Genomic DNA, 26,555 nt, shown 5'->3' with positions numbered 1-26,555 from the left:
CACATTTCGACCATCATTGAAATACCAACGCTCCTGCGCCGCAAATACAAACCCGGATTTGGGTACAAATTCGGTCAGGACCTGTCCTGCCCCTACACGCCGATACCATCCCCAACATCGCCGTCAGGCGATACGCGCGAGAGCCCGTCAAAGTCGCCCGGCCCGTCAGGCTGAAGGCCTGTGATTCCACAGCTTGGGGGAAGGAGTCAACGACGGTAGTCGTGACGACGCCGCCCCAAGGGACAGAATACACGCCACAAACCAGAGGCGCACATTCCCGCCATCATTGAAATACCAACGCTCCTGCGCCGCAAACACAAACCCGGATTTGGGTACAAATTCGGTCAGGACATGTCCTGACCCTACACGCCGGTACCATCCCCAACATCGCCGTCAGGCGATACGCGCGAGAGCCCGTCAAAGTCGCCCGGCCCGTCAGGCCGAAGGCCTGTAATCCCATAGCTTGGGGGAAGGAGTCAACGACGATAGTCGTGACGACGCCGCCCCAAGGGACAGAATACACGCGACAAACCAGAGGCGCACATTCCAACCATCATTGAAACGCCAACGCTCCTGCGCCGCAAATACAAACCCGGATTTGGGTACAAATTCGGTCAGGACATGTCCTGACCCTACATGTCGGTACCATCCCCAACATCGCCGTCAGGCGATAAGCGCGCGAGCCCGTCAAAGTAGCCCGGGCCAGCGGTGGCGGGATTGATTTTGTGCGGGTATTCAGGGATGTGGGCCGGAAAAGACAAAATCATGACGCGGGCGGAAGGATCACTTTGACTTGACCTTTTGGTACTTTTGTGTCAAGACAAAAGGACAAGAACGCCCGTCCGGCCTGAGGACAAAAGAAATAATAGATATCCATGAGATAGCATGAGACGCCAGCATAGCGTCACCCCATCCGGTGACGGATAAAAAATCCGCCCCACCATTGCGGTGAGGCGGACGGCTATACACTAGCCCCTAATAAGACAAACCAATAATGTCGTAACCCAAAGGTAGCTGGCCCGAAGGCCGGTATTATGCAGCCGGTTCCGGCTTTTTGCGGCGTTTCTTCACCTCTTCGTTATTCTCGGCGATAACGGTCGATACCGCTCTCACGAAATCGCCGTACAGCGCTTCATCCACATTCCCCATCGCCCGCAGGTGCACCACCAGTTGATTGTTAATAGTACGTACCATCCGTTTCTTAATGGTGGTCGCACTCTCCAGTTTCTTCTCCTTCCCCTTCTCGGTCTGGTACACCGCCCTGAAATCTTCAAAATCTTCCTGTGCGGCCTGCAGTTGGGCAATCAGTTCGGCTGTACCTGCCACCGCCGTGATGGCTGCCTGCAGCCCTTCCTCGCCCAGGTCGTCGAGCAGCGACTTCACCAGCGTAGTCTCGATATCATAGCTATCATTTACGATGGTCAGGCCGTATTTATTGAACACAACCATCAGCGTTTCCGCAGCCGCCCGGATAGCCGGGTCGGGATGAACAGTCTGTCCCTGCACGAACTGAAAGAGCGAGTGAATTTTATCATCGCGCACCTCATCCTTCTCCTCCAGCTGCGACTCCGCCTTCGAGCGGTCCACCGCTTTGGTGAGTAGATTATTTTCTGTCGACAGTCCGGTGATAATTCCGTCCAAATGGCTGTCGGTAGTTAGGTTGGCGTTATTGTACACCTTGATTATACGACTCGTAACAGCACCTACTTCCGTAGAGCGGCTATTAGAACTTATTTTCTTAAGCATGGTAGAAAATTTTTAATTCGACGTAAGAAAAGGTTAACTGAACCATTTTCAAAAATTTAGTTAGGGCTTCGACTGTCCGGTTGTTTAACTGATTACTAATTTATGATAAAATTATCACAATCCATTGATGTTCTTCGACATAAATGAGATAAAATCAACACATTCATTTATCTCCGCCTTTATCCTTTAGTCATTCGAATACTCGAAAAGTCCAACTTTCGCTCAGGGAAGCCGTTCGACAACTCGAAAAGCTCTCTTTTTGCTCAGGGAAGCCGTTCGAATACTCGAAAACGTTCACTTTTTGCTTGGGCAGGCCATTCGACAATTCGAAAAGCTCCACTTTTTGTTTGGGCGAGGCATTCGACAACTCGAAAGCCGTCCTTTTTCGCCAGCGAGGGTTTTCGAATACTCGAACGCCCCCACTTTTGCCCGGCGAACGTTTGAACAAATCTTCAAAGCGCAATTATTATGTTGATGATGAAAAAATGAGTACTTTCAGTGGCAAAATGAGGTGAAGACAATAATTATTAGAACCAAAGAAGGAACAAAAACATCGTTTCAATAAAAAATAACGACGTTGAAAAAATTCAATAGGCATTCATGATTAGAACTAAAAAACATTAATATGAACAAACAAAAAGAAACTTCTCTTTCAGTATCAAAAGTTTATATTGAAGAGCTTTTTGGATATTATACATACACTCTCCCGAATAGCGATGAACAAGACATATCCAAACTCTTATTAGTGTATGGCGATAATGGAACAGGTAAGACTACATTGTTAAATTTATTTTTCTATCTACTGTCTACTAAAGACAAAAGCGGTTATAAATCAAGCATTGCAGAGACTAAATTTAAAAAATTCAGTATTCACTTTAATAATGGCATTGAAATTGGAGCCTCAAGGGAGAATGGACAAAAAGGCTCATACGAATACTATATTTCTGAAAATGGGGAAAAAATAAAATCAGTTTTTCTTGTAGCAGATCAAGATAACGCTATTATGTTTGAACCTCAATCTGAAACAGGGATAAAATTTGATGAGATTATTAATTACATAAAAGGATTAAATATAGCTGCGTTCTATTTGTCCGATGATAGAAGAATACGAGACACAATCACGTCTGACAAACATTCCAGAAGTCAAACGAGGGATGCAATCAACCTTTATTTTAAAACCAAAATAGCTTCTCACAAAGATTTTGAAAGAGGTTCGAATAAAGAAAGCGACGATGAAAGCAGTATATCCCTAGAGCATGCAATAGAAAGATTGCTTGATTGGGTTAGAAGCAAAGTTATTTCCGGCTCAAAAGTTGGTGAAAAAAACTCCCAAGTAATTTTTTCTGACATCATAGAAAATTACATTACACTTTCTGATACAGAAACAACTACAACGGAGAAAAACATTCTGCTTGCAGAACTTGATAAACTGGATAAATTATTGCCTTCATATGTAGATTTAGGGCTAATAGATGAATTCGACACAAAAAAAATTCGCCGTTCAATAAAACAAGCACGAAAAACAGAACAAATAAAATTTTTAAACACAGTAATTTCACCTTTTCTTGAGGGCATAAATGCAAAACTGGAAGCATTAAAGGTAGTTGAAAAAACTATCAACTTATTTATAGAAACTGTAAATGATTATTTTACAAATAAGTCTATTAGTTTCAACTTAAATTCTGGATTTGACATAGAACAAAAAAACGGAACACCACTCGAGTTTAGTTGGTTATCTAGCGGGGAAAAACAACTACTATTGCTGCTTATTAACACAATAACTTCCACTGAAGTTGCAACTTTCTTTATAATCGATGAACCTGAAATTTCTTTGAATATAAAATGGCAAAGAAAATTAATTAAAACCCTATTAACATTTAGTGCAGATAAAAACATTCAATTTATTCTCGCTACGCATTCATTCGAGCTGTTATCTGCATATAAAAACAACACATCAAAGTTAATTGACCAAAATGTTTGATATAAAAAGAGAACTGGAGGAACTGGTAGCAATTTATTCTTTTGAAGAAGAATTAGTAGATATATATGTTGAGGGTCCAACTGACAAGTTCATAATCGAGAACTATTGCGAGTATAAAAGGGTCAAAGAAATAAACATTATTGAGATTGACACAATAGATTTATCCGAATTGCAAGCGAAATTTTCGGATTTGAATTTGAGATCTAATAAAGATAAGTTAATTGCATTATCAAGAATTTTAGATTTGAATAAAATTAGTACTAATATAACCTGTATTGTTGACAAAGACTTTGACGGTATTATCAATGAATTTGAAAAAAATAAACACTTAAAATACACCGACTATTCCTGCATGGAGTCATATTTTTATTGTCGCAGGCATATTGAAAAAATTATAAAAATTGGAATAAGGAATTTTCCAATCGATACTGACGTAATTCTAAAAGAAGTTAGCAAAATCCTTTGGGGACTATTTGTTTTAAGAATGGTTAATCACAAATTCGAACTAAATCACGAATTCCCCAAAATAGAAAATAACATGCCCATTGACAAAGTAACTGGCCTTTGCAATTTCGATTTTGACAATTATTTGTCAAAATACATAACCAAAAATGGATTAATGACAATCTCAACAAAAATACAGGAGTTCATTGATGAAGTTAGAAAAAAAATGGATCCTGATATTAAATATAATATGAATGGACATGATTTTATCAAAGTATTGTTCAATTACATTAATAAAATCAAGAACACTCCAAATTTTAAATTAAGTACCTTTGAAAGAGCTGTTATATTATCTATTCAGCCTGATTATCTAGAGGAATATGGATTGTTTAAAGCAATATGCTCCTAAGATTTTCACTACAATGGGGAAGTAAGTAAAATATTGTAAATTAAAGAAGGATAGCTCATTCTCAATATTTTAAGAATTCAATTGTTATTTGCAAATAGATCCATGCAGCGCTCTCACATCTACTACGCCAGTTACGGTTCCAACATGCTGGAGAGCCGGTTTCACTGCTACATCCGTGGCGGGCAGCCGGAAGGTTCTGCCAAAACACAGCCCGGCTGTTTCGATACCACCCTCCCCACGGAAAAGGAGAACATCACCATTAACCGGGAGCTTTACTTTGCCCGCGAATCGGGCAGCTGGCAACACGGCGGCGTGGCCTTCACCGGCACCGAACCCAATGAACAGGCCCACACCCTGGGACGCATGTATTTAATCACCGCCGGGCAATTCATCGACATCATCCGGCAGGAAAACGACTTCTACGGGAACCTGCACATCGACCTCGAAAAAGCCATCGAACAAGGCTCCCTCATCATCCACCCCACCTGGTGGTACGGCAACCTGCTCTACCTCGGCGACAAAAACGGCCATCCCATCTTCACCTTCACCCACGCCACTCCCCAGCCGGAAGCCATCAACCCGCCCGGCGAAAACTACCTGCGCACCATCATCAACGGCCTGAAAGAAGCCTACCACATGAGCGACAACGAAATCTACACCTACCTGAAGGACAAACCCGGCATCCGCGGCACGGACGTGCTGAGGGATTTGTAAAAAGGTTTCTTTTGTTGTTGTTGTTCCTGCTGTTAAAAAGTTTCAGGTTTCAAGTTGCGTTTTGAAGTTTAGCCTAATCGTACTCTCGATTATTCATTTCTCATTACTAATTGTTCATTGATTTAAGGGTTTCAGGTTCAGCCGTATTGTATTTTTTATTACTCATTTCTCATTGTTAATTACTCATTGCTCTGAAGGTTTCAGGTTAGGCTACGTGGTTGTTGTAATTATCAGTCTGAAGGCCTGTGATTCCATAGCTTGGGGGAAGGAGTCAACGACGATAGTCGTGACAACGCCGCCCCAAGAAGAGAGCGTATCCGATTTTCAAGAGGCGCACATTCCAACCAACATTGAAACGCCGACGTTCCTGCGCCACAGATACAAACCCGGAATTGGGTACAAATACAGTCAGGACATGTCCTGACCCTACACGCCGATACCATCCCCAACATCGCCGTCAGGCGATACGCGCGCGAGCCCGTCAAAGTCGCCCGGGCAGCCCCTGTGAAATCAAACTCATATTTCACAGGGCAGGAGTGAGCGGGAATGATTTTGTGTGGGAATTCTGGCCAGTGGGTCAGAAAAGACAAAATCATGACGCGGGCGGAAGGATCACTTTGACTTGACCTTTTCGTCCTTTTGTGTCAAGACAAAAGGACAAGAACGCCCGTCCGGCTTGAGGACAAGAAATAAATGCTGCTCCATCACCATTCCGCTCGAAACAACCACACCATTTCAATCCAATCTACCGCGCGAGCGCTTCATGTGTGCACATCCTCATCCCGGGGCGGCGTCGTGACCTCCTTCCCCCGGGCTGGGGGATTGAGGGGGCGAAACGATATACGGGATTATTTCCGATACCCACATGATAGCTAAGAATCCAAATCATGGACCTCATTATACGAAGGCACCGCAAAAACGAACAACCCAATTGTACCGGTTCGCCATTCTAAGCCCGAAGGGTTGGCATATCGGTAGCCCCGTCCCGATGCTCCGGATTGGGATGGATACCTCAGCACTGCAAAACTATTTCATCTACTCACCCCATCCGAATGGTATTCGGATTCCCCCTCTCTACTACGTAAAGACGGGTTCGGCTGGTGCTTCAATCAACGGTTGTTTCCAATCATTTACAGTAGGACTTTCGCGTCAGAACCGAGTCGCTGAAATCCTGCAGTGTCGCGAGCCCTACTCTATGTTAGAGAAGGGTTGGGATGAGTAGATATTGATTAGAAAGCGATTTGCCGTGAGTATAACGAATTGTCATTCTATTCAGATAAATCACGATTATTTGTATCTTTAAATTCATCTTTTCCTGAACGTTGGGCCACCACTTTCGGAACAGACGTTTTTCACCAATAGACAAACCTTAACCGAAAAGGTACGGCTCGCCTGCCCCACCGAAAACGGACGAGCCCAAACCAAACTACCAGCTTCCGTTATGGGAGCCAGACTGTTTCAGACAAACCAATGATCAATTGAATCGGCAAAACACCAAAAAACCGGACTATGAAAACAAACAACCGTCGTGATTTCCTGAAGAAAAGTATCATGGGCCTCTCCGGAACTGCCCTGCTCGCCTCGGGCACCAGCCTCGATGCCTCCGGAAAAACCGTTGATAACTCACCAGCTACCTTGCCTACCCGCCCGTTGGGCAAAACCGGCGTACACACACCACTCATCAGCATGGGGACCAGTGGCGTCACCTCGCCGGGATTAGTGAAGGCTGCTTACGAAGCCGGGGTCAAGCTGTTTTTCTCTGCCAACTACTATGGCCGTGGGAACAATGAAATCCTCGTGGGCGAAGGATTGAAAGGCCTGCCCCGCGACAGCTTCCTGGTAGGCACCGCTGCCATTCCCAATGAGATGAACAAAGGCGCCGGCACCCTGAACAGCGATTTTACTGCCGAAAAGTACATGAAAAGTGCCGAGGCCAGCCTCAAACGTTTCGGTCTCGAAACCATCGACTTTGTGCTATTGCCGTTTGCCTCGAAGAAAGAGACCATCCTGAATGAGGACGTGCTGAAAACATTCGAGCAACTGAAGAAACAAGGCAAGGTGAAGTATGTGGGCATTGCCTCACATGGCGGCACGGTCGAGGCGCTCAACGCAGCAGCCGAATCGGGCGTGTACGACGTGGCGATGATAGGCTACAACTACAAAACCCAGAATTTAGAAGAGTTGAACACCGCCATCAATCGTGCAGCGAAAGCCGGCATGGGCATCGTGGCCATGAAGACTACCGCCGGAGCCGCCCGCAGCAAAACCGGTCCGTCCATCAACACCGATGCAGCGCTGAAATGGGTGTTGCAGAATGAAAATATCTCTTCCATCGTATCGGGAATGACCTCGGTGGAGCTGGTGCAGAAAAACCTGAAGATGATTCAGAACCTGAAGATGTCCGGGCAGGAGATGAAGGAGCTGGGCATGACTTCCGGCTATGACGCCTATGGGCTGTATTGCCAGCAATGTCAGCAGTGCGTTCCGCAGTGTCCGCACCACCTCGACATCCCGACCATTATGCGCAGCTACATGTATGCTTACGGCTACAAGAACCTGGAGCAGGCCTGGCATACGCTGGCCGAGGTCGACCTGTCGGACAATCCCTGCCACCTGTGCGACGTCTGCAACGTCAATTGTGCTTCCCGCTTCGATGTCCGCAACAAAGTAATGGACATTGCCCGGCTGAAGGATGTACCGATTGATTTGTTGAGCGTATAAAGCATCCAGCCGGATTTGGTTACAGGTTAGAAGGGGTTCAGGTTGGGCTGAGCGGTTGCTGTTGTTTGTAAGAAGACATTAGACAGCAGACATTAGAATTTAGACCGCTTAATTACTCATTACTCATTTTTCATTGTTAATTGATTTTAGGGTTTCTGTTGTTTTGCTCTTATCTACGTCCACTCTATTCCGCTCGAAACAGCGTAACCTTTCCAATCAAATCTACCGCGCGAGCGCTTTTATCTCACACATTCCTCATCCCCGGGTTGACACCCGGGGCTACCAACATGTCATCCCTGCGGGATTAAAAAGGATATCATAGCGCTGCAGAAACAATATTTACTCTCCGCACCTTGCCTCCCCATTTGGGGAGGAGAAGAATGTTCAAGCCAGATGTCCATCGCGGACCGTCAGACGAGAAGGTTTGGGATGAATAGATAAACCGATTAAGCAACACCAGTGGCGGTAATCACTCTTCGTCATACATCCCTTTGGAATAAGGTCCTGTCACCATCACCTTCTTCATATCGGGGAAATGCACCACCTCGGCGGTACTGGCCGTGTCGAAATCGATGTACACCAGCTTTTCGGTTTCCGAGCCGTTACGGATCACGTGCGAGCCCTTTTCACCGGTAGGAAAGGTAATGGCATCGCCGGCTTTTACCGTTACATCGCCATTGATGGTGCGAACGATACCAACTCCGCTGATGATGTAAAATACCTCTTCGTTTACTTCGTGGTAATGATAACTGAACGCGCTGTGCCCCGGTTCCACTTCAACGAAATTCACCCGGCACTTGCTAACCTCTTCGGCAGGAATAACCGGTTTGATGGTGAATTCTTTTCCATTGCGGTTCATCTTCTGGCCTTCGATAGCATCTACGTTCTTTACTGACAGTTCTTTCATTGTTTTATCCTCCGTTTATTGATTGAGTGTAGCTCAAAGTTCAGGGATCGGGCCAATATGAGCAAGAGGGTTCGTTACGCACCTATCTGGTTAGAATTATTGATTTCCTGCCTTTTACCAAGACTATTTTTTTTCAAAAAAATTTCTCTGCATTTCAACTGTAACGTCTCAATCCGGATATTACTCTCTAAAAGAGATTTTTTAAATTTGAATAGCGTTAAAACAATGACATGAGAGAACTTGATATCAACTTCCCGACCTGTCCCGTCCGGAATATTCTGAGCCGAATGAGCGACAAATGGTCACTGTTAGTTCTAAGAGCATTGCAAAAAGGTGGCGTCATGCGCTATAAGGATTTGCACAACGCCATTCCAGACATTTCGCAGAAGATGCTTTCCAGTACCCTGAAGCGCCTGGAAGAGGACTGCTTGATCAACCGGGAAATGCATAAGGAAATTCCGCCCCGCGTGGAATACTCGTTAACCGAAACGGGAAAAGAACTAATGCCGGCCCTCGTGATGATGATTGAGTGGGCACGGGAACATTTTAATGAAATTACCGGACAACAGAGCGTACCTTAACAGGATTAAGATGCGCCAGCAAACAACAAACCGACATGAACCTAACTGACCTGGGCTATACAGCCCAAATGAAAACCATCAGAAAAGAGCTGCAACTTGAGCAATTCGAAATTGGCCGGGTTGTGGCCGAACACAAAGAACGATACACCGTCCGCACCGCTGACGGCGAATATGAAGCCGAAATCACCGGGAACATGCGCTTTACGGCTCAAGGCCGCGAGGATTTCCCTGCCGTGGGAGATTGGGTTGCCCTGACGGTTTATGATGCAGATTTCGCCATCATTCACCAGCTACTGCCCCGCTCCTCCGTGTTGAAGCGGCAGGCAGTCTCCCACTCCGGCGAAGTGCAGTTGATCGCCGCCAACATCGACTATGCCTTCCTGGTGCAGGCCGTCGACCGTGATTTCAATCTTAACCGCCTGGAGCGCTACTTAACCATCTGCTATTCGTCCAACGTCAGCCCCATTATCGTACTCACCAAAACCGATCTCATCGATGAGCAACAAATAATTGAAATAAAAGAGAGCATTAATCACCGCATCAAAGATGTCCCGGTACTGGCCATTAGCAACGAAACGCGCCAGGGATACGAGGCCTTAAACAACATCATCGAAAAAGGAAAGACGTACTGCCTGCTGGGCTCGTCGGGCGTGGGTAAATCAACGTTGTTAAACAATCTTTCGGGGCAACACCGCATGAAGACCGATGCTATCAGCAAAAGCACAAACAAAGGAAGGCATGTAACCAGTCACCGCGAGTTAACCATCCTCGAAAACGGCGGCATCCTCATCGATAATCCCGGCATGCGCGAAGTAGGCATCGCCGATACCACCAGCGGCCTGGAAACCACGTTTGATGATATCATGAGTCTGGCGCAACATTGCCGCTTCAAGGATTGCACGCACACCAGCGAGGCAGGCTGTGCTGTTCTCGGAGCCGTCGAAAAAGGCGAAATCGAGGAACAGGCATATGAGAATTACATGAAGATGGAACGCGAGAAAAACCATTTCGAATCGACTGTAGCCGAACGCCGGAAAAAAGATAAACAGTTCGGGAAAATCCTGAAAGACTATCAGAAGAAGGATATGAAGAATAAAGGGCGTTAAAACAAAAGGACCGCCTTCGAGAAAGCGGTCCTTGCTTTACAAATGATTTCGAACAATAATCAATGGAAAGCAGCGGGAGGATACAAGCAAGTTGTACCCTTCCCGTTGATCTTGTATGTTTTTTACATCATTCGTACGTTGAGCGTGTACATTACCCAAAGCGTTCCGCCTACGAAGATAAACAGCAGCAGGGCGGTAAACAGCAGGGCAATCACGTTCCAGCGCTGCGCCGACGAACGGTCGAGGTGCAGGAAGTAGTGCAGGTGTACCACCATCTGGGCAAAGGCTGCAATAAACAATCCCACAATGGTCGCCGTGCGGCTGAACGCTCCGCTCATAGCCATTCCGAATGATACGATGGTAAGCAGCAAGGCCAGGATAAAACCTACGACATAGGCTTTCGTGGTAATCTTGGCTCCCATCTCTTCGTTATGTGCTTGACTCATAATATGTCTTTTTTAATTTTTTACAATCAAATTCGTCAAAGGCGTTACACAACGTGCAACAGGTAAACAAAGCTGAATACGCCAATCCAGACGATGTCGAGGAAGTGCCAGAAAAGGCTGAGGCGCATCATACGGGAGCTGATGCCTTCGGTGATACCCGATTTGGCAATCTGCCCAATCATGGTAGCAATCCAGATGAGTCCGAAGGTTACGTGGGCACCGTGGGTTCCAACCAACGTAAAGAAGGCAGAAAGGAATCCACTGCGATCAGGTCCGGCTCCTTCACCAATCATCGAAATGAATTCGTGAATCTCCATCCCGATGAAGCCAAGTCCCAGCAAGGCGGTGACGATTAAGCCAATGATAACCCGTTGCTTTTTGTTGTTGTGCATGGCAATCATCGTAAAGCCGAAAGCCACACTACTCAGCAACAGGAACATGGTCTCAATAAACAGGTAAGGTATGTCGAACAAATCTTTTCCTGTGGGGCCGCCGGCACTGTTAAAACCGATTACCGCATAGGTCGAGAAGAGCACGGAAAACAGAACCAGATCGCTCATGAGGTAAATCCAGAATCCGAAAGTCCGGATTTCAGCATGATTGGGATGTTCCGCGTCTGCTGTATGTACTGCGTTTTGTGAAACGTTAGTATTCATTACTGTCTGATTTTTTAGTTATTCTTCTTTTCTTCCATGGCGGCGGCCAGTTGCTCGAAACGCTCGTCTTCAATCCGTTTCACTTCGGCAGCCGGAATAACATATTCCTCATCATCGTGTGATGAGCCGATAATCACGGTAGCGATGATACCAATCATGGCAGCAATAGCCAACCACCAGATGTACCAAACCATGGCAAATCCAAAGGCCAGTACGAGACCACCGATAATCGGTCCGCGAGCCACATTCTTCGGCATGTGAATGTCGTGATATTCAGCGGGACGCTGATAAGCGGTACCATTCTCTTTCATGGCCCACCATTCGTCTAGCTCATCTACTTTCGGAATCACGGCAAAGTTGTATACCGGAGGCGGCGAAGAACTCATCCACTCCAGTGTACGACCGTTTTCCCAGGAGTCACCGGTCAAGTCGACGTTTTTCTTCCGATCACGAATACTGATATAAATCTGAATCAACTGCGACAGAATACCGGCACCAACAATCAGGGCACCTACAGCAGCCACAATCAACCAGGGTTGCCATGCCATGTTATCATAGTGTGCCATACGACGCGGCATTCCCATGAATCCGAGTACATACAGCGGCATAAATGCTACAAAGAAACCGACAGCCCATCCCCAGAAGGCGCGCTTGCCCCACTTCTCATCGAGATGGAAACCGAATACTTTCGGGAACCAGTAGGCAAATCCGGCAAAATAACCGAACAAGGCGCCCGGGATCAGCATATTGTGGAAGTGAGCAATCAGAAACAAACTGTTGTGTACAACGAAGTCAGCCGGCGGAATCGCCATCAGCACTCCGGTCATTCCTCCAATCACAAAGAGTGTAAGGAAGCCCAGGACCCAATACATCGGTGTGGCAAACGTAATACGCCCCCGGTACATGGTAAAGAGCCAGTCGTACACTTTTACCCCGGTGGGTATCGCAATCGCCATCGTCGCTATTCCGAAGAATATATTCACATTCGTATCGTTACCCATGGTAAAGAAGTGGTGTAACCATACGGTGAAAGAAAGAATCATAATGGCTGCAGTCGCCCAAACCAGCGATACGTAGCCAAAGAGTTTTTTACGTGAGAACGTTGCTACCACTTCTGAGAATATACCGAAGGACGGCAGTACCACGATATATACTTCCGGGTGACCCCACATCCAGAACAGGTTGTTCCACATCATCATATTACCCCCCATTCCGTTAGTGAAGAAGTGCATGCCCAGGTAACGGTCGAGCGTCAGCAGGAACAGTGCACCCGTAATCACCGGAAACGACAGAATCATCAATACGTTTGTGGTCAGGGTTGTCCAGGTGAACAACGGCATTTTCATCCATGTCATGCCCGGCGCGCGCATCTTCACGATGGTCACCAGGAAGTTCACCCCACTAAGGAGCGACCCGACCCCCGCTATCTGGAAGGCCCACATCCAGTAGTCGACCCCCACTCCGGGATTATATGTTTTTTCGAAAAGAGGTGCAATTCCGAACCAGCCGGTATTGGTAAACTCCCCCACACCGAGTGAAATCATAATCAATCCGGCACCGGCAACCGTCAGCCAGAAACTAACCGAGTTCAATACCGGAAAGGCCACATCACGTGCACCAATCTGATGAGGAATTACCAGGTTCATCAAACCAATCACAAAAGGCATCGCCACGAAGATGATCATGATGGTACCATGCGAACCGAAAATCTGGTCGTAGTGATGCGGCGTCAGGTAGCCCGGATCAGGTCCGGCTGCCATCGCCTGCTGTCCACGCATCATAATGGCATCAGCAAAACCACGCAGCATCATCACCAGCGCCAGGATGATGTACATCACACCAATACGCTTGTGATCGACACTGGTCAGCCATTCGTGCCACAAATACGGCCACTTTTTAAAGTAGGTTATTAAGCCGATAATTATTAGGGCTAAAAACGTGGAACTAACCACGGCCCCCATGATGATCGGATCGTTGTACGGTATATCCGATAAGGTCAACTTTCCAAACATATTATTTGTCCTCCATTGTTTTAGTATGTACGTGTCCCGAATCGGACTGCATAATCATTGGACCGTGCTCTTCCTGCATTTTAGTAGAATCCTGCATTCCGTGCATATGGTGTGTATCATCCATATCGTCGGTCATTTTCATTGCGTGGTCGGTACCACCCATCCATCCCATGAACTGCATCATCACATGGTCGAACAGCTTGGGTGCAACCGATGAATAAGTCGTTACCGGATAGTCGGTATTGGGTTGGGCGAATTTCTCGTAGGTAGCCATATTCAATACGTCAGGCGATTGTTTGGCTTTTTCCACCCAATCTTCGAATTCTTCCTTCGAAGTAGCCACTGCATCGAAGTGCATGGTAGCATAACCGGTACCACTATACTCGATGTTCTGCCCCAGGTAAGTTCCTTCGTGATCGGCCTGCAGGTGCAATTTAGTCCGCATGCCGGCCATCACATAAATCTGACTTCCCAGCTGCGGAATAAAGAACGAAGTCATTACCGAAGCCGATGTCAGACGGAAATTCACAGGCGTATTGGCCGGGAAGACGAGATGGTTAACCACCGCAATGTTGTAGTCGGGGTAAATAAACAACCAGTTCCAGTCAGTCGAAATGACTTCAACACGAACCGGCTTCACATCCGACACAATCGGTTTGTACGGGTCCAGTTCGTGTGTTTTGACCCAGGTCAGATACGAAAGGGCCGCCACAATGGCAATCGGCACCAACCATACCACCAGCTCAATCTTGTGTGAGTGGGCCCAGTTAGGTTTGTAAGTTGCCTTTTTGTTAGAAGCGCGGTACCGCACCGAAAACCAAATGACCATAACAAAAACGGGAAGAACCACGATCAACATTAAAATAAACGCGATCTTGATCAGGAAAGCTTCCTCGCTACCGATTGGTCCCTTTGAATCGAGCACAACCATATTGCTACAACTGCTCAAAAGAACAGTGCCCAGTAACAATACCACTCCCATTAAAGATTTGTAACGATTTTTTTTCATCATTGAGTTCCTCGCAACATTTATAAAAGATTTAATCAATTTCATAGGACTACCATGTATCAACAGACATTTTCTTCAATTTTCGGTGGGCAAAAACAAAATGAATCAAGCCACTTAGCACCCAAACCAATAAAAACTGACATTTTTCTTCAGCCGGAAACGTAACTCACCCATTTTCAATTATGGTTATTCCCGACCATCCACTCAAACACCTATCAATCAATTGTTAAAATATATGAACTTTTATTAAATGATTTTATCATGCTCTCGTTAAACTACTTACCGCCACTTTTATCCGTTCGTGTACAACATGATTACAGTCATTTAACAATTTTAAATATGAAAAGTTAAATAACCTTCCATATTTTACAAAACAGTCGCAAATTTATTTTTATTTTGACTAAATAATGCAAGATAAAAGCAAAAGATTTGGCAGATTTGCCGAATAAAAAGTTTTAAGAGCAATTTACCTTGAAGAACTTTTTGAGTAACAATTGGTTTTATTGAGACATTTGTATTCACATGAAAAAGCTGAAAGACTTCATTAGCATACTGACTGAACTGAACAAGACACGGATCACTTTTGTGGTCACACTGACGACGCTGGCAGGTTATGTCCTCGCGAACAAGCACATCGACTCGAATGTGATTTTACCCATGGTGGGAATCTTCATTCTGGCGTGCGGCTCGGCAGCCCTGAACCATTACCAGGACCGCGACAAAGACGCACTGATGGAGCGTACAAAAAATCGCCCGCTGCCATCGGGACGAATTTCCGAACGAAATGTTTTGCTGATTTCAGCCATCGAGATATTGGCCGGAACATGGATTATTTATTTAGGCAGTAACCAGGAAGCCGCCATACTTGGTTTCATGGCCTTCATCTGGTACAACGGCATTTACACGCCACTGAAACGCGTAACCGCTTTTGCGGTAATTCCCGGCAGCGTGATTGGTGCCATTCCGCCCGCAGTAGGTTGGGTAGCCGGCGGCGGTGCTCTGCTCGACATCCGGTTGGTAGTCCTCACCGTTTTCTTCTTCATTTCGCAGGTGCCCCACTTTTGGCTGCTCATGCTGAAATATGGTAAAGAATACGAAGTGGCCGGCTTTCCGTCTATCACTTCCGTGATGACACCGGTGCAAATCAAACGCGCCATCTTCATCTGGACCGTCTCTACAGCCATTATCGGTGCATTGATTGTCCTTTCGGGACTGGTGATTACCACGTTCTTTAAAATCATGGTATTCGCTGCAGCAGCATGGCTGATTGCCTTGTTCTCGCGACTGCTGCGCAAAGCCTATTTCGATTTCAACCCGTTCCGGTACTTCATGAGCATCAACTACTTTGTGCTGGTACTCATCATTGCCATGATTGTGGACCCGTTGATGTAAAGACTTTTGAAGTAATCGCCAGAGCTTTTTCAGGACATAAAACAACTGACAGGTAATACGACAGGAAAATGCACTTTTAATTGAGTGGCACATTGGTTTGCGTATAGAAATACGTATTTTTCCATATGAGATAAAATCTTACACCAAACACCGAATCATATGCGTGAACGTATGAAATACCTAATCATCGCCATATCGTTGGTTGCACTATTTTCATGTGGACAGAATAAGAAAATAAGTTCCACCAACCCTGTTAATTGGGAGGCAAGGACCATTAATCTTCCCAAAGAAGACTCATTGCATCATGGAACGACCTATTTACCCGTCTACTCCGAGGTCTATCAATCAAATGAAAACAAAACCTACCCGCTGACCGTAACGGTCAGTATCCGGAACATGAATCCGCAGGATACTATATACATCCTAAATGCCCGGTATTTTAACTCTGCAGGCCATCAGATCCGGAGTTATTTCGATAAGCCCATTTATCTGGCCCCGCTGGAGACCATCGATATTGTCATTGATGAAGGTGATAAAGAAGGCGGAACCGGCGCCAATTTCATCTTTGATTGGGCCATTGAAAACAACGATATTGAGCCCCTTTTCGAAGCAGTAATGATTTCGACTACGGGCCAGCAAGGACTTTCATTTATTACCAAAGGCATTAAAATTTCAAAATAAGCAATCAGTCCAAGCACTCGGCAGTATGAGAGAATATCGAATTAAAGAAATACCGGTCAAAAAACTGGTAGGAAAACGCATGACCATGTCGTTTGCAGAAAATCAAACCGGAGAGCTTTGGAAGAGCTTCATGCCTCGGCGGAGAGAAATTACAAATAACGTCAACCAGGACCTTATTTCGATGCAGGTTTATCCAGCCGGATTTTTCAGGAATTTCAATCCAACAACGCCATTCGAAAAATGGGCTGCAGTCGAGGTCAACGAATTTAATTCGGTTCCCGAAGGAATGGAAACCTATGTCCTCCCGGAAGGATTATACGTTGTATTCATTTACCACGGCAAGGCCAGCGATGCAGCCCCTTTCTTTCAGCACATCCTGGGTGAATGGCTTCCGCAATCGGATTACCAGCTAGATGACCGGCCCCATTTCGAAATATTAGGAGAGAAATACAAAAACGATTCGCCCTACTCTGAAGAAGAGATTTGGATTCCTGTGAAGGAGAAGTCTGAATAAAACCAACCGTTCCATCCTAACCTGATTAGTTCTCCCTGCTCAATAACCTGTTTCTACATCATCGCCGTTTCGTTGCTTTTCCGTATTTTGAATTGCTAAACCGAACACCGTAGCCAACCATTTTTTAATTGTTCAAACAGCTAATAACGCCGTAAGGCAACTATTCTGTCAACCCAAAAACGTAAACTATGAAAAAGTTTGGATTCCTTTTATTGATCGGATTATTACTTGCTTCCTGCAATCAAAAACCGAAGCAGGCAAACGAGACTGACGCACAAAAGCCGATGATGGCGCAGACTGAAGCACCGCGCGATGGTGTATTCATTCATATCACCCAAGGCTACGCTTACCCGCACCGGGTATTGATGCCGCTGAAAATGGCCGTCATGATGGCCATGGACAAAGACGTAGTAGTTTATATGGATATTCACGCTGTTGAACTCCTGGTGAAAGATGCGAAAGATTTGACCTATGCCGATTTCGAATCCTTTCAAACCTACGTAAAACAGTTGGTCGAAAAAGGTGTCCCGGTGATGGCCTGCCCTACCTGCCTGAAAATTGCCGGTTATACACCCGACGATTTAATGGAAGGCGTTCAGGTTGCACAAAAAGATAAGTTCTTCAATTTCACCAAAGGGAGAATAGTTACGCTGGACTATTAAAAGAATAAACGATATCAAAATACCCCCGGTGAGCAGCAGCATAAGCAGGCACCGGGGATTTTTGTCACCCAACCTGCCTCTTCCAATTCCAATATTTCCTACCAACAGAACAAAAGCATACCAAATCATTCCACCAACCGGACAACAAAACAATCTACAGGTAATCATTCAATCCGTTCGATTGTTTATCTTTGGTACCCATGGAGCAAATCTTCGATATATACCAACTCACCGAAGAAGGAGTCAGGGAAATAGCGACATCGGACAATGAGCCTCATCAGCATGATTACGAAGAGTTGCTGGTGGGAATGGAGGGGGCACTGGACCACTTCATCGACTACGAGTCCGTGGAAATCAATGCTCCGTTCATCAGCTTTGTCACCAAGGGAAAAGTACACCGGGTGGTTCCCAAGTTAAAGAACGGCCAATGCAAAATATGGGTTATCCGCTTTAAAAGCGAATTCATTCCGGAGACGACCTTTCAGCTCTACTCCTACTATCATGGCCATGCCAACGTGAAGATGGAATTGAATGGTTGTTTCTTCCGCATGCCCGATTTGTGTGAAATGATATATAATGAGACCCAACAACCTGAGCCGGCTTATGCCGTCATTCAACATTTGCTCAGTGCGTTGTTTATCATGATTGAATCGGAACGAAAGAAATTGTGCCCAACCGGTGAGACCATTCAAAAAACCCAAAATGTCACCTTTAAAAACTTCCTGAAAATACTGGAAGAGAATTTTCGTCGCCCGGAAGGCGTGGAATTCTATGCAGAAAAACTGTTCATGTCCTCACGAAACCTGAACCTGATTTGTCAGAATATTCTCAATCAAAGTGTTTCTGAAATCATCGAAACGCGAAAACTCATCGAAGCCAAAAACCTTTTGATTACGACAGACAAAACCATTGCCGAGATAGGCTTCGAACTGGGGTACCAGGAAAAATCTTATTTTACCCGGGTATTCAAAAAAAAATCAGGACAAACGCCCAGTGAGTTTCGTGACGAAATGCAACACCAAATCTGAGATTTTCCGCCGCGAAAACACACTTACAGCATCCTTTTCCGAATAGGACAACACTATTTCCGAATACTGTAACCCGCTACCCCCTTTGTCGAAGTAATTTTGAATCGTAGATAAAAACAATGTATCACGATTAAAAAAAAACGAAAAATGGCAACTGGAACAAAATGGGTAATCGATCCCGCACATAGTGAATTGATGTTTAAAGTAAAACATATGATGATCGCCAATGTAAAAGGCGAATTTCAGAAATTTGACGCTGTGATTGATGGCGAAGATTTTGCCAAATCGTCGGTTCATGTAACCGTTGATGCAGCCTCCATCTTTACAAACGAGAATGATAGGGACAATCACTTAAAGAGCGCTGATTTCTTTGATGTGGAAAACTATAAAGAGTTAGTATTCGAAAGTACTTCGTTTGAACAAGTTGATGATGAAGACTACAAGCTGACCGGTATGCTGACCATCAAAGGCGTTTCGAAAGAAGTAACATTGGACGTAGAATTTGGTGGAATCAACAACAAAGACCCCTGGGGTAACCAAAGAGCCGGTTTCTCTCTTAAAGGAAAAATCAACCGGAAAGACTGGGGATTAAACTGGAATTCATTACTCGAAACCGGAGGTGTTTTAGTTAGTGATGAAGTACGAATCAGTGCAGAAGTGCAATTTATAAAAAAAGAAGCCTAAAATTTTGATGAGTTAACGAAAAGGAGGAGCAATGAAGCTCGACGTATTAGATCCCATGATAACACACAACAGCACAGCGCTCATGCCTGTGCTGTTTGTGGGTCATGGCAATCCCATGAATGCCATTGAGGAAAATGAGTTTGTTGAAAGTTGGCGGAATATTGGAAAAACGATTCCGAAACCATCCGCTATCCTTTGCATTTCTGCTCACTGGGAAACCCGGGGAACTCTTGTGACGGCGATGGAAAAACCCATGACCATTCACGACTTTGGCGGTTTTCCGAAGACTTTGTTCGATGTGCAATATCCGGCTCCTGGAAGTACTGAACTAGCGAAAGAGACACAACAGCTAATTCACCAAACGAAAGTTGGACTGGACGATAAATGGGGCCTCGATCATGGAGCATGGAGTGTGATAAAACACCTATATCCAGAAGCGGATGTTCCGGTCGTGGAGATGAGTCTCGACTATTTCCAGTCACCTAAAGCCCATTACGACCTAGCCAGGGAACTTGCACCACTTCGCCGCAAGGGCGTGCTGATTATCGGAAGTGGAAACATGGTACACAACCTTCGCCGGGTAGCCTGGGATAAGTTCAATGAGAACTACGGCTACGATTGGGCTATCGAAGCCAATGAGAAAATGAAACGATACATTCTGGACGACAATCATCAACAGTTAATCAATATTCAGGCACAAGGAAGTGCTTTTCAACTCGCGATTCCCACCCCCGAACATTACCTGCCGTTGCTGTACGCATTGGCTTTGAAAGAAAAGAACGAGCAGATAACATTATTCAACGATCAAACAATGGCCGGCTCTTTGTCTATGACTTCCGTAAAGATTGACAAAGTCTGATAACAAAAACATTCAAGTACAACCAGATGATGGATACCGAATTTCCCTTACAACTACCGCTGAAGATTGACTGGAGTGACCTTGATTACTTCGGTCACGTGAATAACATTTCGTATTTCCGTTACATTCAAGCGGCACGCGTCAATTACATGGAGCACATTGGTCTGGTGGAATCGTACAGCACTGAAAAGAAGGGTCCTATCGTCGCTTCCTGCAAATGCGATTTCATACAGCCGCTATTTTATCCGGGCGACATCACCATCAGATCGAAAATCAATTTCATTAAGAAAACAAGCTTCGGCATTTACCACCAGATAATGAACGCCAAAGGAGAAGTAGCCGCTGAAGCACAGGACGTGATGGTGATGTTCGATTTCAATCAAAATACCAAGAGTCCGATCACTGCCGAACTCCGGGAAACCATCGAACAGCTGGAGAACAAAAAGATTGGGAAAAAACCGGAGTGAGGCAATACAAACCCACTCAATCAAAACCAATGTGCCGGTTCAGTTCGATAATATTCCCGTTCCAGTCATATTCCGGGATGCTCACATTGTTGGCATTGGCCGTCAGGCTGCTTACAACTTCCCTCTCCAAACCCTTATAAGGACCAGACGAAGATCCTTATAAGGATCGACAACAAATGGTACGAACCTTTTTCCGAAAAAGGTTATAAGGATCCGATACAAATCCTTATAAGGGTTTTTCCCTGATGGTTACCTTATTCTTTGGAAGATGGTCATAAGGATCTGCCACCGGTAGTTGTAACCTTTTGCCAGGATGATCGGGTTGCAGCTTTAAATACTGGTATGAAACCACGGTGGTTCTCTCCAAATAAAATTGGAAAAGATATGGTTCATCCGCCACAGACAACACAACTATTTATTAATACCCAAAAGACAACTTGGTAAAAATGTTCCACGAATTGACCTTGACCTCTCCTAAAATAGCTTGACAGATTTATAGCTTATTGGAGGTTCCGGCAGACGATAAATTCGTATTTACTGGAATCCCCATATACTTCTTTTTATATTCCTGCCCGGTTCGTCGCTTTTAATAACAAAACCTAAAACAGACTTGTGATTATTTCTAAAACCTGAAATAGCCGGAAATTCTTCCTGTTAATCCTGTTCTTTCATATGACCTCTCCTAAATCAGCTTTTTATTTCGCCGAGAAAACAAAACCCGACGTGATGGAACTAGACATCGACAATACGATTAAAAGCGAGTTCGACCAAAGAGAACTAACAGGAAAACTAATTCCCCTGGTCATCAACGTCACCGGGAAAGAACAACTCAAAGATGTGCTGACAATAGTGGAATACAAAAAACGCTTGAAATAAATTGAGAACCAGGATATTTTCCGAACATTCACGCGCGACCTATTTAAGCCAATAGTATGCAATTTCCTTCATAAGAAAATTCGATTAACTTTGACGACAATCGATCAGAACGTAAGTTCTGTTGGCAGGAGTTTTTGTGATGGAAGGGATTTTCAAACATAAAAAAGAAAACAGAAATCTGTGGACTGCACAGTTATTGGGATTGCTGCTGATCATTGCTCCCTGTTCCGTTCGAAATTTCTTACAACACGAATTAGGTGTAAAACCGACCAAAACACTTAATCCGCCCAAGAGGACGATAGAACAATCAGGCGATTGTTGCACAATATTAAATCAGGCGGAAACCGTAAATGCAGAGAATGCAGGACATCAACTTTCGTTCAAATCGTTTGCACCACTTGCAGATCAGTTCTCAAATGCCCGTATTGGTTCTTCCGCTTTTTTCCAGTCGCTAGCTGAGCAAAATTCGAGTCATCAAAATATTCCTCTCTACATTTTGTATAAAAGATTGAAGTACATAATCTGATTTTACCAGGATCAGTTAAATCTATTATATAAACACCTTGTTAAATCGTAAGTAAAAGTCATTGTGCCATATCATTGAGGCAAGGCTTTTCGTACGTCTCATACAGATGAGCGTAGAATCGCCTCCAATTCTGGTATTGGGAGAATAATGATATGTGCGAAGTTGCATCACTTATCGAAATGCAAGAGAAGGAATTCAACTCCCTTTTCCTTTGAGCGATATTAGTTAAAATCAGCTGATACCGTCACTGCACCACGATGTGTTTCGATAACAAATTGAAAGCAAAATGGAAACAAAAACAATCGAAATAAATAAGAACGCCGTTACGGTACTCCGAATATTGTTAAGCATGATCTTTATTGTAGCAAGTATCATGCACACATTCAAGGTTGAAAAAGTAGTTGACAGAATCAATCATGCCAGGTTCGGTGAACTGGGCTATCTGTTAGGTAAACCTGAAATTTCAGTAATTGCCTCAGGGATTGCTATGTTTGTTGCTGGCATTGCGTTATTGATTGGATTTAATACCAAATATGCAGCCATCGTTTTGGCTTTAATACTCATCCCGATAACCATTACCATTCAGGTCGGACAAATGTCAACCATTGGACCGTTGTTTAAGAACATCGCCATATTTGGAGGATTGATGTTCTTCGCTTTGAATAACAATTTTAACATCTTAAAAAACAAAAAAGCATGAAAAAATACATTGTCATATTAGTCGCTATTTTCACGTTCCTGACGGCAGGTAAAAGTGTGGCCCAGGTCCCCGTAAATTCAAACGTTAAAAACTACATCGTTCTCACCAGGAACATAAAACAATTGAAGCCAATCATCCTGGCAGCGGAGGATTTGGCAGCTGAAGACGGAAGTCAATTCGGTAAGTTCAAGGTTATCATTTGCGGTAAAACAATTACGAATGTCACGCAAATGGATAAGATGGCTCCATACCTGGAAATGGCGGAGAAAAATCATGTTGAATTATATGTTTGCGGATTGTCTTTGAAGAAATTTAAGATCGCTCCCAAAGACATGCCCAAACAAATTCATGTGACCAAAAATGGTCTCCTTTATGACTTTCAATTACAGAAAGAAGGATACATGAGTATCGAACTGTAAACACCACAGTTTATATAAAAAGTGCGCAGCAGGCCATTCTAATAAACCTGCTGCGCATTTCCACTCATTTCAATGAGTTTGCACTATTTCCGTTTTCTACGCTTATTGCGAGGAAACGGAATGCATCTGCGGGATGAAAAGACCGGTGAATTGCTATTTTGCCATCTCCACCGGATAGAGTAAGGTGAAAAACAAACTGCTTCCCGATAAATCTACCTCGCCCGCGTTAACGTATCAGAAGTGATGCAATTGGCCAATGGCCCACAAGGCGGATAGGTAAAAATCAACTTGTTATCCTGCTCTTCAAACGTACAAGTAACGTGGTATTCGATGCTGTCGCCCTCGACCAGTCGCAAATCCTCTATGGAGGAATATGGAGCTATGCTATCCACGTTGTCATAAGTGGCAAAGTGAGAAAATGTAAGTTTATCACCATCCACCTCATAAACTCCTTTACGTCTGAATTTGTACCCTAAAACTTCTCCCGTATTGACATCCTTCTCGATTCTTAGTATTTCGAAACTACTATCCTCACGAATATCATATTGCACCCGGGTTAGTTCATTGGGGCGGGCACTTGCTTTTTCCTTGTACCAGGTCCCAACTAGCTTTTTTTGGGTTGAATTCAATTCCAGGTCTTTCGAACATCCAAAAGAAATAATAAGCACAAATAAAACGGTAAAAATAAAAGCGAACCTTTTCATATCTGAATTATTTAGCTGTTAGGTATATGATTACAATCGATTTCCAGGTCGTCACCGAAAAACAGTTACTCTCAAAATTGTTCTGAAACTTATTTAGCCAGTTAAATTAAATATACAACATCGATAAGATGCGCGGTGTTCCGAAAAGGTTGCCTGGTTTTTGTTTTATTTTCACTTTCCCTATCTTCCCGCCCAAAACCAGAATAGTTATGCAACGAAAAGTATATTATCTCTCAACCTGCGATACCAGCAAACGAATCATGAAAGAAGTGGGTGTTGACGACAGCTTTGAACAGCAGGATATTAAATTCCATCCAGTTACCGAAGAACAGGTAGAGCATTTCTACCAGCAAACCGGAAGCTACGAGGATTTGATTAATAAACGAGCCCGCAAACTAAAAGATGCCCTGACTGAACATCCGGTGACCAGCGATGATGATTACAAAAAATTGCTGCTGATGGATTACACCTTCCTGAAACGCCCCGTCTTCGAAATCGACGGACAACTGTTTGTCGGAAATGCAAAGAAGACAGTGGAAGCGATTAAAGAGGCATTGGGACGATAATTAGCAGGCTTTTTAAATGACGTTGAAATAGTCTGTTACTTGGCAAAAAACTTAAACGCCTCATAAACAAGAAAAGCCGGCCAAACAATGGCTTTCAAGATTCCCAGAACGCCCATCCAAAAACTGGTGGCAACGGATATGAAATAGATGGCTGCTCCAATGAAACCCAGTCCATACACGGCTCCCCCGGCAGAATTGTTGCTTCGACTTTTTTTGCTCATGGTTATTCTTTTTAGCGTTGGTACAAGTTTATCTTCATTAATCTGACAACTATAAGTATTGACAAGATAGAGAATTAATCAGAAATACATTGTCATGAAAATGGTAAAACCGATGGTAATCTTTAGTTGTGAAGTGCAGTTATGTCTCATTGCTGAATTTTCTTTATTTCATCCAATAATCGTCCTTTTGTATAATGCTCTAGTGTCAAATTGATGGTTGTATCGTCTTTTGCATACATTATCCCGGTTTGAAGCAATGGAGGAGTGCCCTCTTGATAGAACAGAAGAAATAATTTCTTTTCTCTGGGAATACGCACTTTTCCCCTCCGTATACGATAGTCATAGAGTACCCGGTTCTGTTTAGGAGCTCGTACTAATAGATGCAAATCATTATTTTCAGGAGGTTTAAACCGTAGCTCGATTCCTTCTTTTCTTGGGAACTCATAATCAGTAAAAATGTACACGTGCTGACTATCGCTCAAAACTTCGGCCAAGTAATTCTTGAAAAGCTCAAAGTCACCGATAATCTCTTGTCCATATTCGTTCGAATAAACAAAGTCAAAATAAGCTTTCCTCTTTGCATATTCGTCTTCTGTTGCATCAAGAAAAAATGAGGAACCCGACTTTCTGCCGTTAAACATGCTATCGAACCTTATAGGAAAAACAAAAGAAATATCAACAAACTTTCCTCTGTGTAACCCCGGCAGCCATTCTTTTAGTCCTTTAACAAAATAAAACGCTATTGAATCACAAGTCGGATTCACTGCTCTCAGGACTCTTGTGTCTTTCAGCTTTCCGTCTTTGCCAAAAGTCGTCGACACATAAACTTTCTTGCCGTAACAATCAAGATCTTCCCAATCGACTTTTGAAAAATAAGTTGACATCTGGCCCAAAAAATCTTTAAAAACAGGCAATTTTTCAGACCATCCACCAATTACAGCCTCATCATCTCGGGGAATGGTATCATACCGAACTTGCGCTGATAGGTTGATAGACAACAATAAGACAAAGATTAATATGTTTCTTCTTTGTCTCATCATTTTATCAAAAAACAGTAAAATGTGTTGTTTCATAAGTAAGGTTTTCTACCTCTGAAAATACCAAAATTTCAGCTTTCACATGAATTTGCCCCTTACCTATTTATGAACAGCCCCGGCGGGAGAACAAAAAATTGGAGCATTTCAATGCTTGATATTGCAAACGAAAATTCCCGATAAATACGGTTATTTTTATGCTATTGAAAACTTCTACGTATAAGTTCAGAAACTTCTACTGTTCTTTTTAAAAACTTCTACTTAGAAGTGATCCACCTTTCTAAGTAGAAAGACAAAAAAAGAACAGTAGAAAGATGGAAAGAGAACAGTAGAAAGATTTGAGCTCATCTGTATGCAGCATATTAGTATACCATTGCAGAGTCATGCCCCTACTACAACAGATGAATTTGCTCGCACCGTAATACCATCCCGGCGGGATGGCATGTTGGTAGAATAAAAGCCCTGTCTCTTTTCCGTACGACCCCGGCCG

General features: G+C 44.2%; 29 protein-coding genes. 20 read left to right on the top strand and 9 right to left on the bottom strand.

The window, feature by feature from the left end:
- Positions 1 to 1,032: 1,032 nt before the first annotated feature.
- Positions 1,033 to 1,746, bottom strand: coding sequence for a DUF6261 family protein (locus GJU87_RS06530; protein WP_153638790.1), 714 nt, complete (start codon positions 1,744 to 1,746; stop codon positions 1,033 to 1,035).
- A 625-nt stretch (positions 1,747 to 2,371) separates the two neighbouring features.
- Between GJU87_RS06530 and GJU87_RS06525 the strand changes: the two genes are divergently transcribed.
- The 5 genes from GJU87_RS06525 (at position 2,372) to GJU87_RS06505 (ending at position 8,015) form a co-directional block, all read left to right on the top strand.
- The gene (locus GJU87_RS06525) at positions 2,372 to 3,727 is read left to right on the top strand and encodes an AAA family ATPase (RefSeq protein ID WP_153638789.1); all 1,356 of its coding nucleotides are present in this window, start codon (positions 2,372 to 2,374) and stop codon (positions 3,725 to 3,727) included.
- Positions 3,720 to 4,580 carry a DUF4435 domain-containing protein gene (locus GJU87_RS06520; RefSeq protein ID WP_153638788.1) on the top strand — a complete coding sequence of 287 codons (861 nt, stop codon included), beginning with the start codon at positions 3,720 to 3,722 and terminating at the stop codon, positions 4,578 to 4,580. The genes GJU87_RS06525 and GJU87_RS06520 overlap by 8 nt, the downstream gene beginning before the upstream one ends.
- Positions 4,581 to 4,682: 102 nt before the next feature.
- Complete coding sequence (locus GJU87_RS06515) at positions 4,683 to 5,294, top strand: hypothetical protein (protein ID WP_153638787.1); 612 nt, start codon at positions 4,683 to 4,685, stop codon at positions 5,292 to 5,294.
- 865 nt (positions 5,295 to 6,159) lie between these two features.
- Positions 6,160 to 6,516, top strand: a complete 357-nt coding sequence (locus tag GJU87_RS06510) for a hypothetical protein (RefSeq protein WP_153638786.1) — start codon at positions 6,160 to 6,162, stop codon at positions 6,514 to 6,516.
- Between the two features lie 287 nt (positions 6,517 to 6,803).
- Complete coding sequence (locus GJU87_RS06505; protein ID WP_153638785.1) at positions 6,804 to 8,015, top strand: aldo/keto reductase; 1,212 nt, start codon at positions 6,804 to 6,806, stop codon at positions 8,013 to 8,015.
- A gap of 469 nt (positions 8,016 to 8,484) precedes the next feature.
- On the opposite strand, the gene GJU87_RS06500 is transcribed toward GJU87_RS06505, so the two are convergent.
- Positions 8,485 to 8,922, bottom strand: a complete 438-nt coding sequence (locus tag GJU87_RS06500; RefSeq protein WP_153638784.1) for a cupin domain-containing protein — start codon at positions 8,920 to 8,922, stop codon at positions 8,485 to 8,487.
- A gap of 230 nt (positions 8,923 to 9,152) precedes the next feature.
- On the opposite strand from GJU87_RS06500, the gene GJU87_RS06495 reads away from it, so the two are divergent.
- Both GJU87_RS06495 and rsgA read left to right on the top strand, forming a co-directional pair.
- Complete coding sequence (locus GJU87_RS06495; RefSeq protein WP_153638783.1) at positions 9,153 to 9,503, top strand: helix-turn-helix domain-containing protein; 351 nt, start codon at positions 9,153 to 9,155, stop codon at positions 9,501 to 9,503.
- 35 nt (positions 9,504 to 9,538) lie between these two features.
- Positions 9,539 to 10,609, top strand: a complete 1,071-nt coding sequence (gene rsgA / locus GJU87_RS06490; protein WP_153638782.1) for a ribosome small subunit-dependent GTPase A — start codon at positions 9,539 to 9,541, stop codon at positions 10,607 to 10,609.
- Between the two features lie 122 nt (positions 10,610 to 10,731).
- Here the strand turns inward: rsgA and cyoD are convergent, their stop codons facing one another.
- Genes cyoD through cyoA form a run of 4 tightly spaced genes read right to left on the bottom strand, consistent with a single transcriptional unit; the run spans position 10,732 to position 14,735 of the window.
- Complete coding sequence (gene cyoD / locus GJU87_RS06485) at positions 10,732 to 11,055, bottom strand: cytochrome o ubiquinol oxidase subunit IV (protein ID WP_153638781.1); 324 nt, start codon at positions 11,053 to 11,055, stop codon at positions 10,732 to 10,734.
- Between the two features lie 44 nt (positions 11,056 to 11,099).
- Entirely contained in the window at positions 11,100 to 11,711 is a 612-nt protein-coding gene (gene cyoC, locus GJU87_RS06480; protein ID WP_153638780.1) for a cytochrome o ubiquinol oxidase subunit III, read from the bottom strand.
- Between the two features lie 14 nt (positions 11,712 to 11,725).
- Positions 11,726 to 13,723, bottom strand: a complete 1,998-nt coding sequence (cyoB, locus tag GJU87_RS06475) for a cytochrome o ubiquinol oxidase subunit I (RefSeq protein ID WP_153638779.1) — start codon at positions 13,721 to 13,723, stop codon at positions 11,726 to 11,728.
- A 1-nt stretch (position 13,724) separates the two neighbouring features.
- Entirely contained in the window at positions 13,725 to 14,735 is a 1,011-nt protein-coding gene (cyoA, locus tag GJU87_RS06470) for a ubiquinol oxidase subunit II (RefSeq protein ID WP_228491882.1), read from the bottom strand.
- 519 nt (positions 14,736 to 15,254) lie between these two features.
- On the opposite strand from cyoA, the gene GJU87_RS06465 reads away from it, so the two are divergent.
- From GJU87_RS06465 to GJU87_RS06410, 12 genes are all read left to right on the top strand, one after another.
- Positions 15,255 to 16,124, top strand: a complete 870-nt coding sequence (locus GJU87_RS06465; protein ID WP_153638778.1) for a protoheme IX farnesyltransferase — start codon at positions 15,255 to 15,257, stop codon at positions 16,122 to 16,124.
- Positions 16,125 to 16,283: 159 nt separating this feature from the next.
- Positions 16,284 to 16,805, top strand: coding sequence for a DUF3124 domain-containing protein (locus GJU87_RS06460; protein ID WP_228491881.1), 522 nt, complete (start codon positions 16,284 to 16,286; stop codon positions 16,803 to 16,805).
- Between the two features lie 25 nt (positions 16,806 to 16,830).
- Entirely contained in the window at positions 16,831 to 17,319 is a 489-nt protein-coding gene (locus tag GJU87_RS06455) for a GyrI-like domain-containing protein (RefSeq protein WP_153638777.1), read from the top strand.
- A gap of 188 nt (positions 17,320 to 17,507) precedes the next feature.
- A complete protein-coding gene (locus GJU87_RS06450; RefSeq protein WP_228491880.1) occupies positions 17,508 to 17,981 on the top strand; it encodes a DsrE family protein in 474 nt (157 codons plus the stop codon).
- Positions 17,982 to 18,181: 200 nt separating this feature from the next.
- A complete protein-coding gene (locus GJU87_RS06445) occupies positions 18,182 to 19,009 on the top strand; it encodes an AraC family transcriptional regulator (RefSeq protein ID WP_153638776.1) in 828 nt (275 codons plus the stop codon).
- Between the two features lie 147 nt (positions 19,010 to 19,156).
- Positions 19,157 to 19,693 (top strand): YceI family protein, encoded by a 537-nt coding sequence (locus tag GJU87_RS06440; RefSeq protein WP_153638775.1) that lies wholly within the window; start codon positions 19,157 to 19,159, stop codon positions 19,691 to 19,693.
- A 31-nt stretch (positions 19,694 to 19,724) separates the two neighbouring features.
- Positions 19,725 to 20,552, top strand: coding sequence for a 4,5-DOPA dioxygenase extradiol (ygiD, locus tag GJU87_RS06435; RefSeq protein ID WP_153638774.1), 828 nt, complete (start codon positions 19,725 to 19,727; stop codon positions 20,550 to 20,552).
- A gap of 26 nt (positions 20,553 to 20,578) precedes the next feature.
- A complete protein-coding gene (locus tag GJU87_RS06430; protein ID WP_153638773.1) occupies positions 20,579 to 21,019 on the top strand; it encodes a thioesterase family protein in 441 nt (146 codons plus the stop codon).
- 726 nt (positions 21,020 to 21,745) lie between these two features.
- On the top strand, positions 21,746 to 21,895 hold the full coding sequence (locus GJU87_RS06425) for a hypothetical protein (protein WP_153638772.1): 150 nt from the start codon (positions 21,746 to 21,748) through the stop codon (positions 21,893 to 21,895).
- A 121-nt stretch (positions 21,896 to 22,016) separates the two neighbouring features.
- Positions 22,017 to 22,421: a hypothetical protein gene (locus tag GJU87_RS06420; protein ID WP_153638771.1), complete on the top strand. Its 405-nt coding sequence runs from the start codon at positions 22,017 to 22,019 to the stop codon at positions 22,419 to 22,421.
- A gap of 286 nt (positions 22,422 to 22,707) precedes the next feature.
- Positions 22,708 to 23,121, top strand: a complete 414-nt coding sequence (locus GJU87_RS06415; RefSeq protein ID WP_153638770.1) for a DoxX family protein — start codon at positions 22,708 to 22,710, stop codon at positions 23,119 to 23,121.
- A complete protein-coding gene (locus GJU87_RS06410) occupies positions 23,118 to 23,540 on the top strand; it encodes a DsrE family protein (protein WP_153638769.1) in 423 nt (140 codons plus the stop codon). The genes GJU87_RS06415 and GJU87_RS06410 overlap by 4 nt, the downstream gene beginning before the upstream one ends.
- 212 nt (positions 23,541 to 23,752) lie before the next feature.
- On the opposite strand, the gene GJU87_RS06405 is transcribed toward GJU87_RS06410, so the two are convergent.
- Positions 23,753 to 24,244, bottom strand: coding sequence for a hypothetical protein (locus tag GJU87_RS06405; RefSeq protein WP_153638768.1), 492 nt, complete (start codon positions 24,242 to 24,244; stop codon positions 23,753 to 23,755).
- Between the two features lie 209 nt (positions 24,245 to 24,453).
- Here GJU87_RS06405 and GJU87_RS06400 point away from each other — a divergent pair, with 209 nt between their 5' ends.
- Positions 24,454 to 24,810 (top strand): arsenate reductase family protein, encoded by a 357-nt coding sequence (locus GJU87_RS06400; RefSeq protein WP_153638767.1) that lies wholly within the window; start codon positions 24,454 to 24,456, stop codon positions 24,808 to 24,810.
- 35 nt (positions 24,811 to 24,845) lie between these two features.
- On the opposite strand, the gene GJU87_RS06395 is transcribed toward GJU87_RS06400, so the two are convergent.
- Positions 24,846 to 25,031 carry a hypothetical protein gene (locus GJU87_RS06395; RefSeq protein WP_153638766.1) on the bottom strand — a complete coding sequence of 62 codons (186 nt, stop codon included), beginning with the start codon at positions 25,029 to 25,031 and terminating at the stop codon, positions 24,846 to 24,848.
- 146 nt (positions 25,032 to 25,177) lie between these two features.
- On the bottom strand, positions 25,178 to 26,104 hold the full coding sequence (locus tag GJU87_RS06390; RefSeq protein WP_153638765.1) for a hypothetical protein: 927 nt from the start codon (positions 26,102 to 26,104) through the stop codon (positions 25,178 to 25,180).
- Positions 26,105 to 26,555: the final 451 nt, after the last annotated feature.

Origin of the sequence: Prolixibacter sp. NT017 (assembly GCF_009617875.1) — a bacterium.
In the GTDB taxonomy this organism is placed as follows: Bacteria; Bacteroidota; Bacteroidia; order Bacteroidales; family Prolixibacteraceae; genus Prolixibacter.
This window is presented reverse-complemented; position numbering and strand designations above follow the sequence as displayed.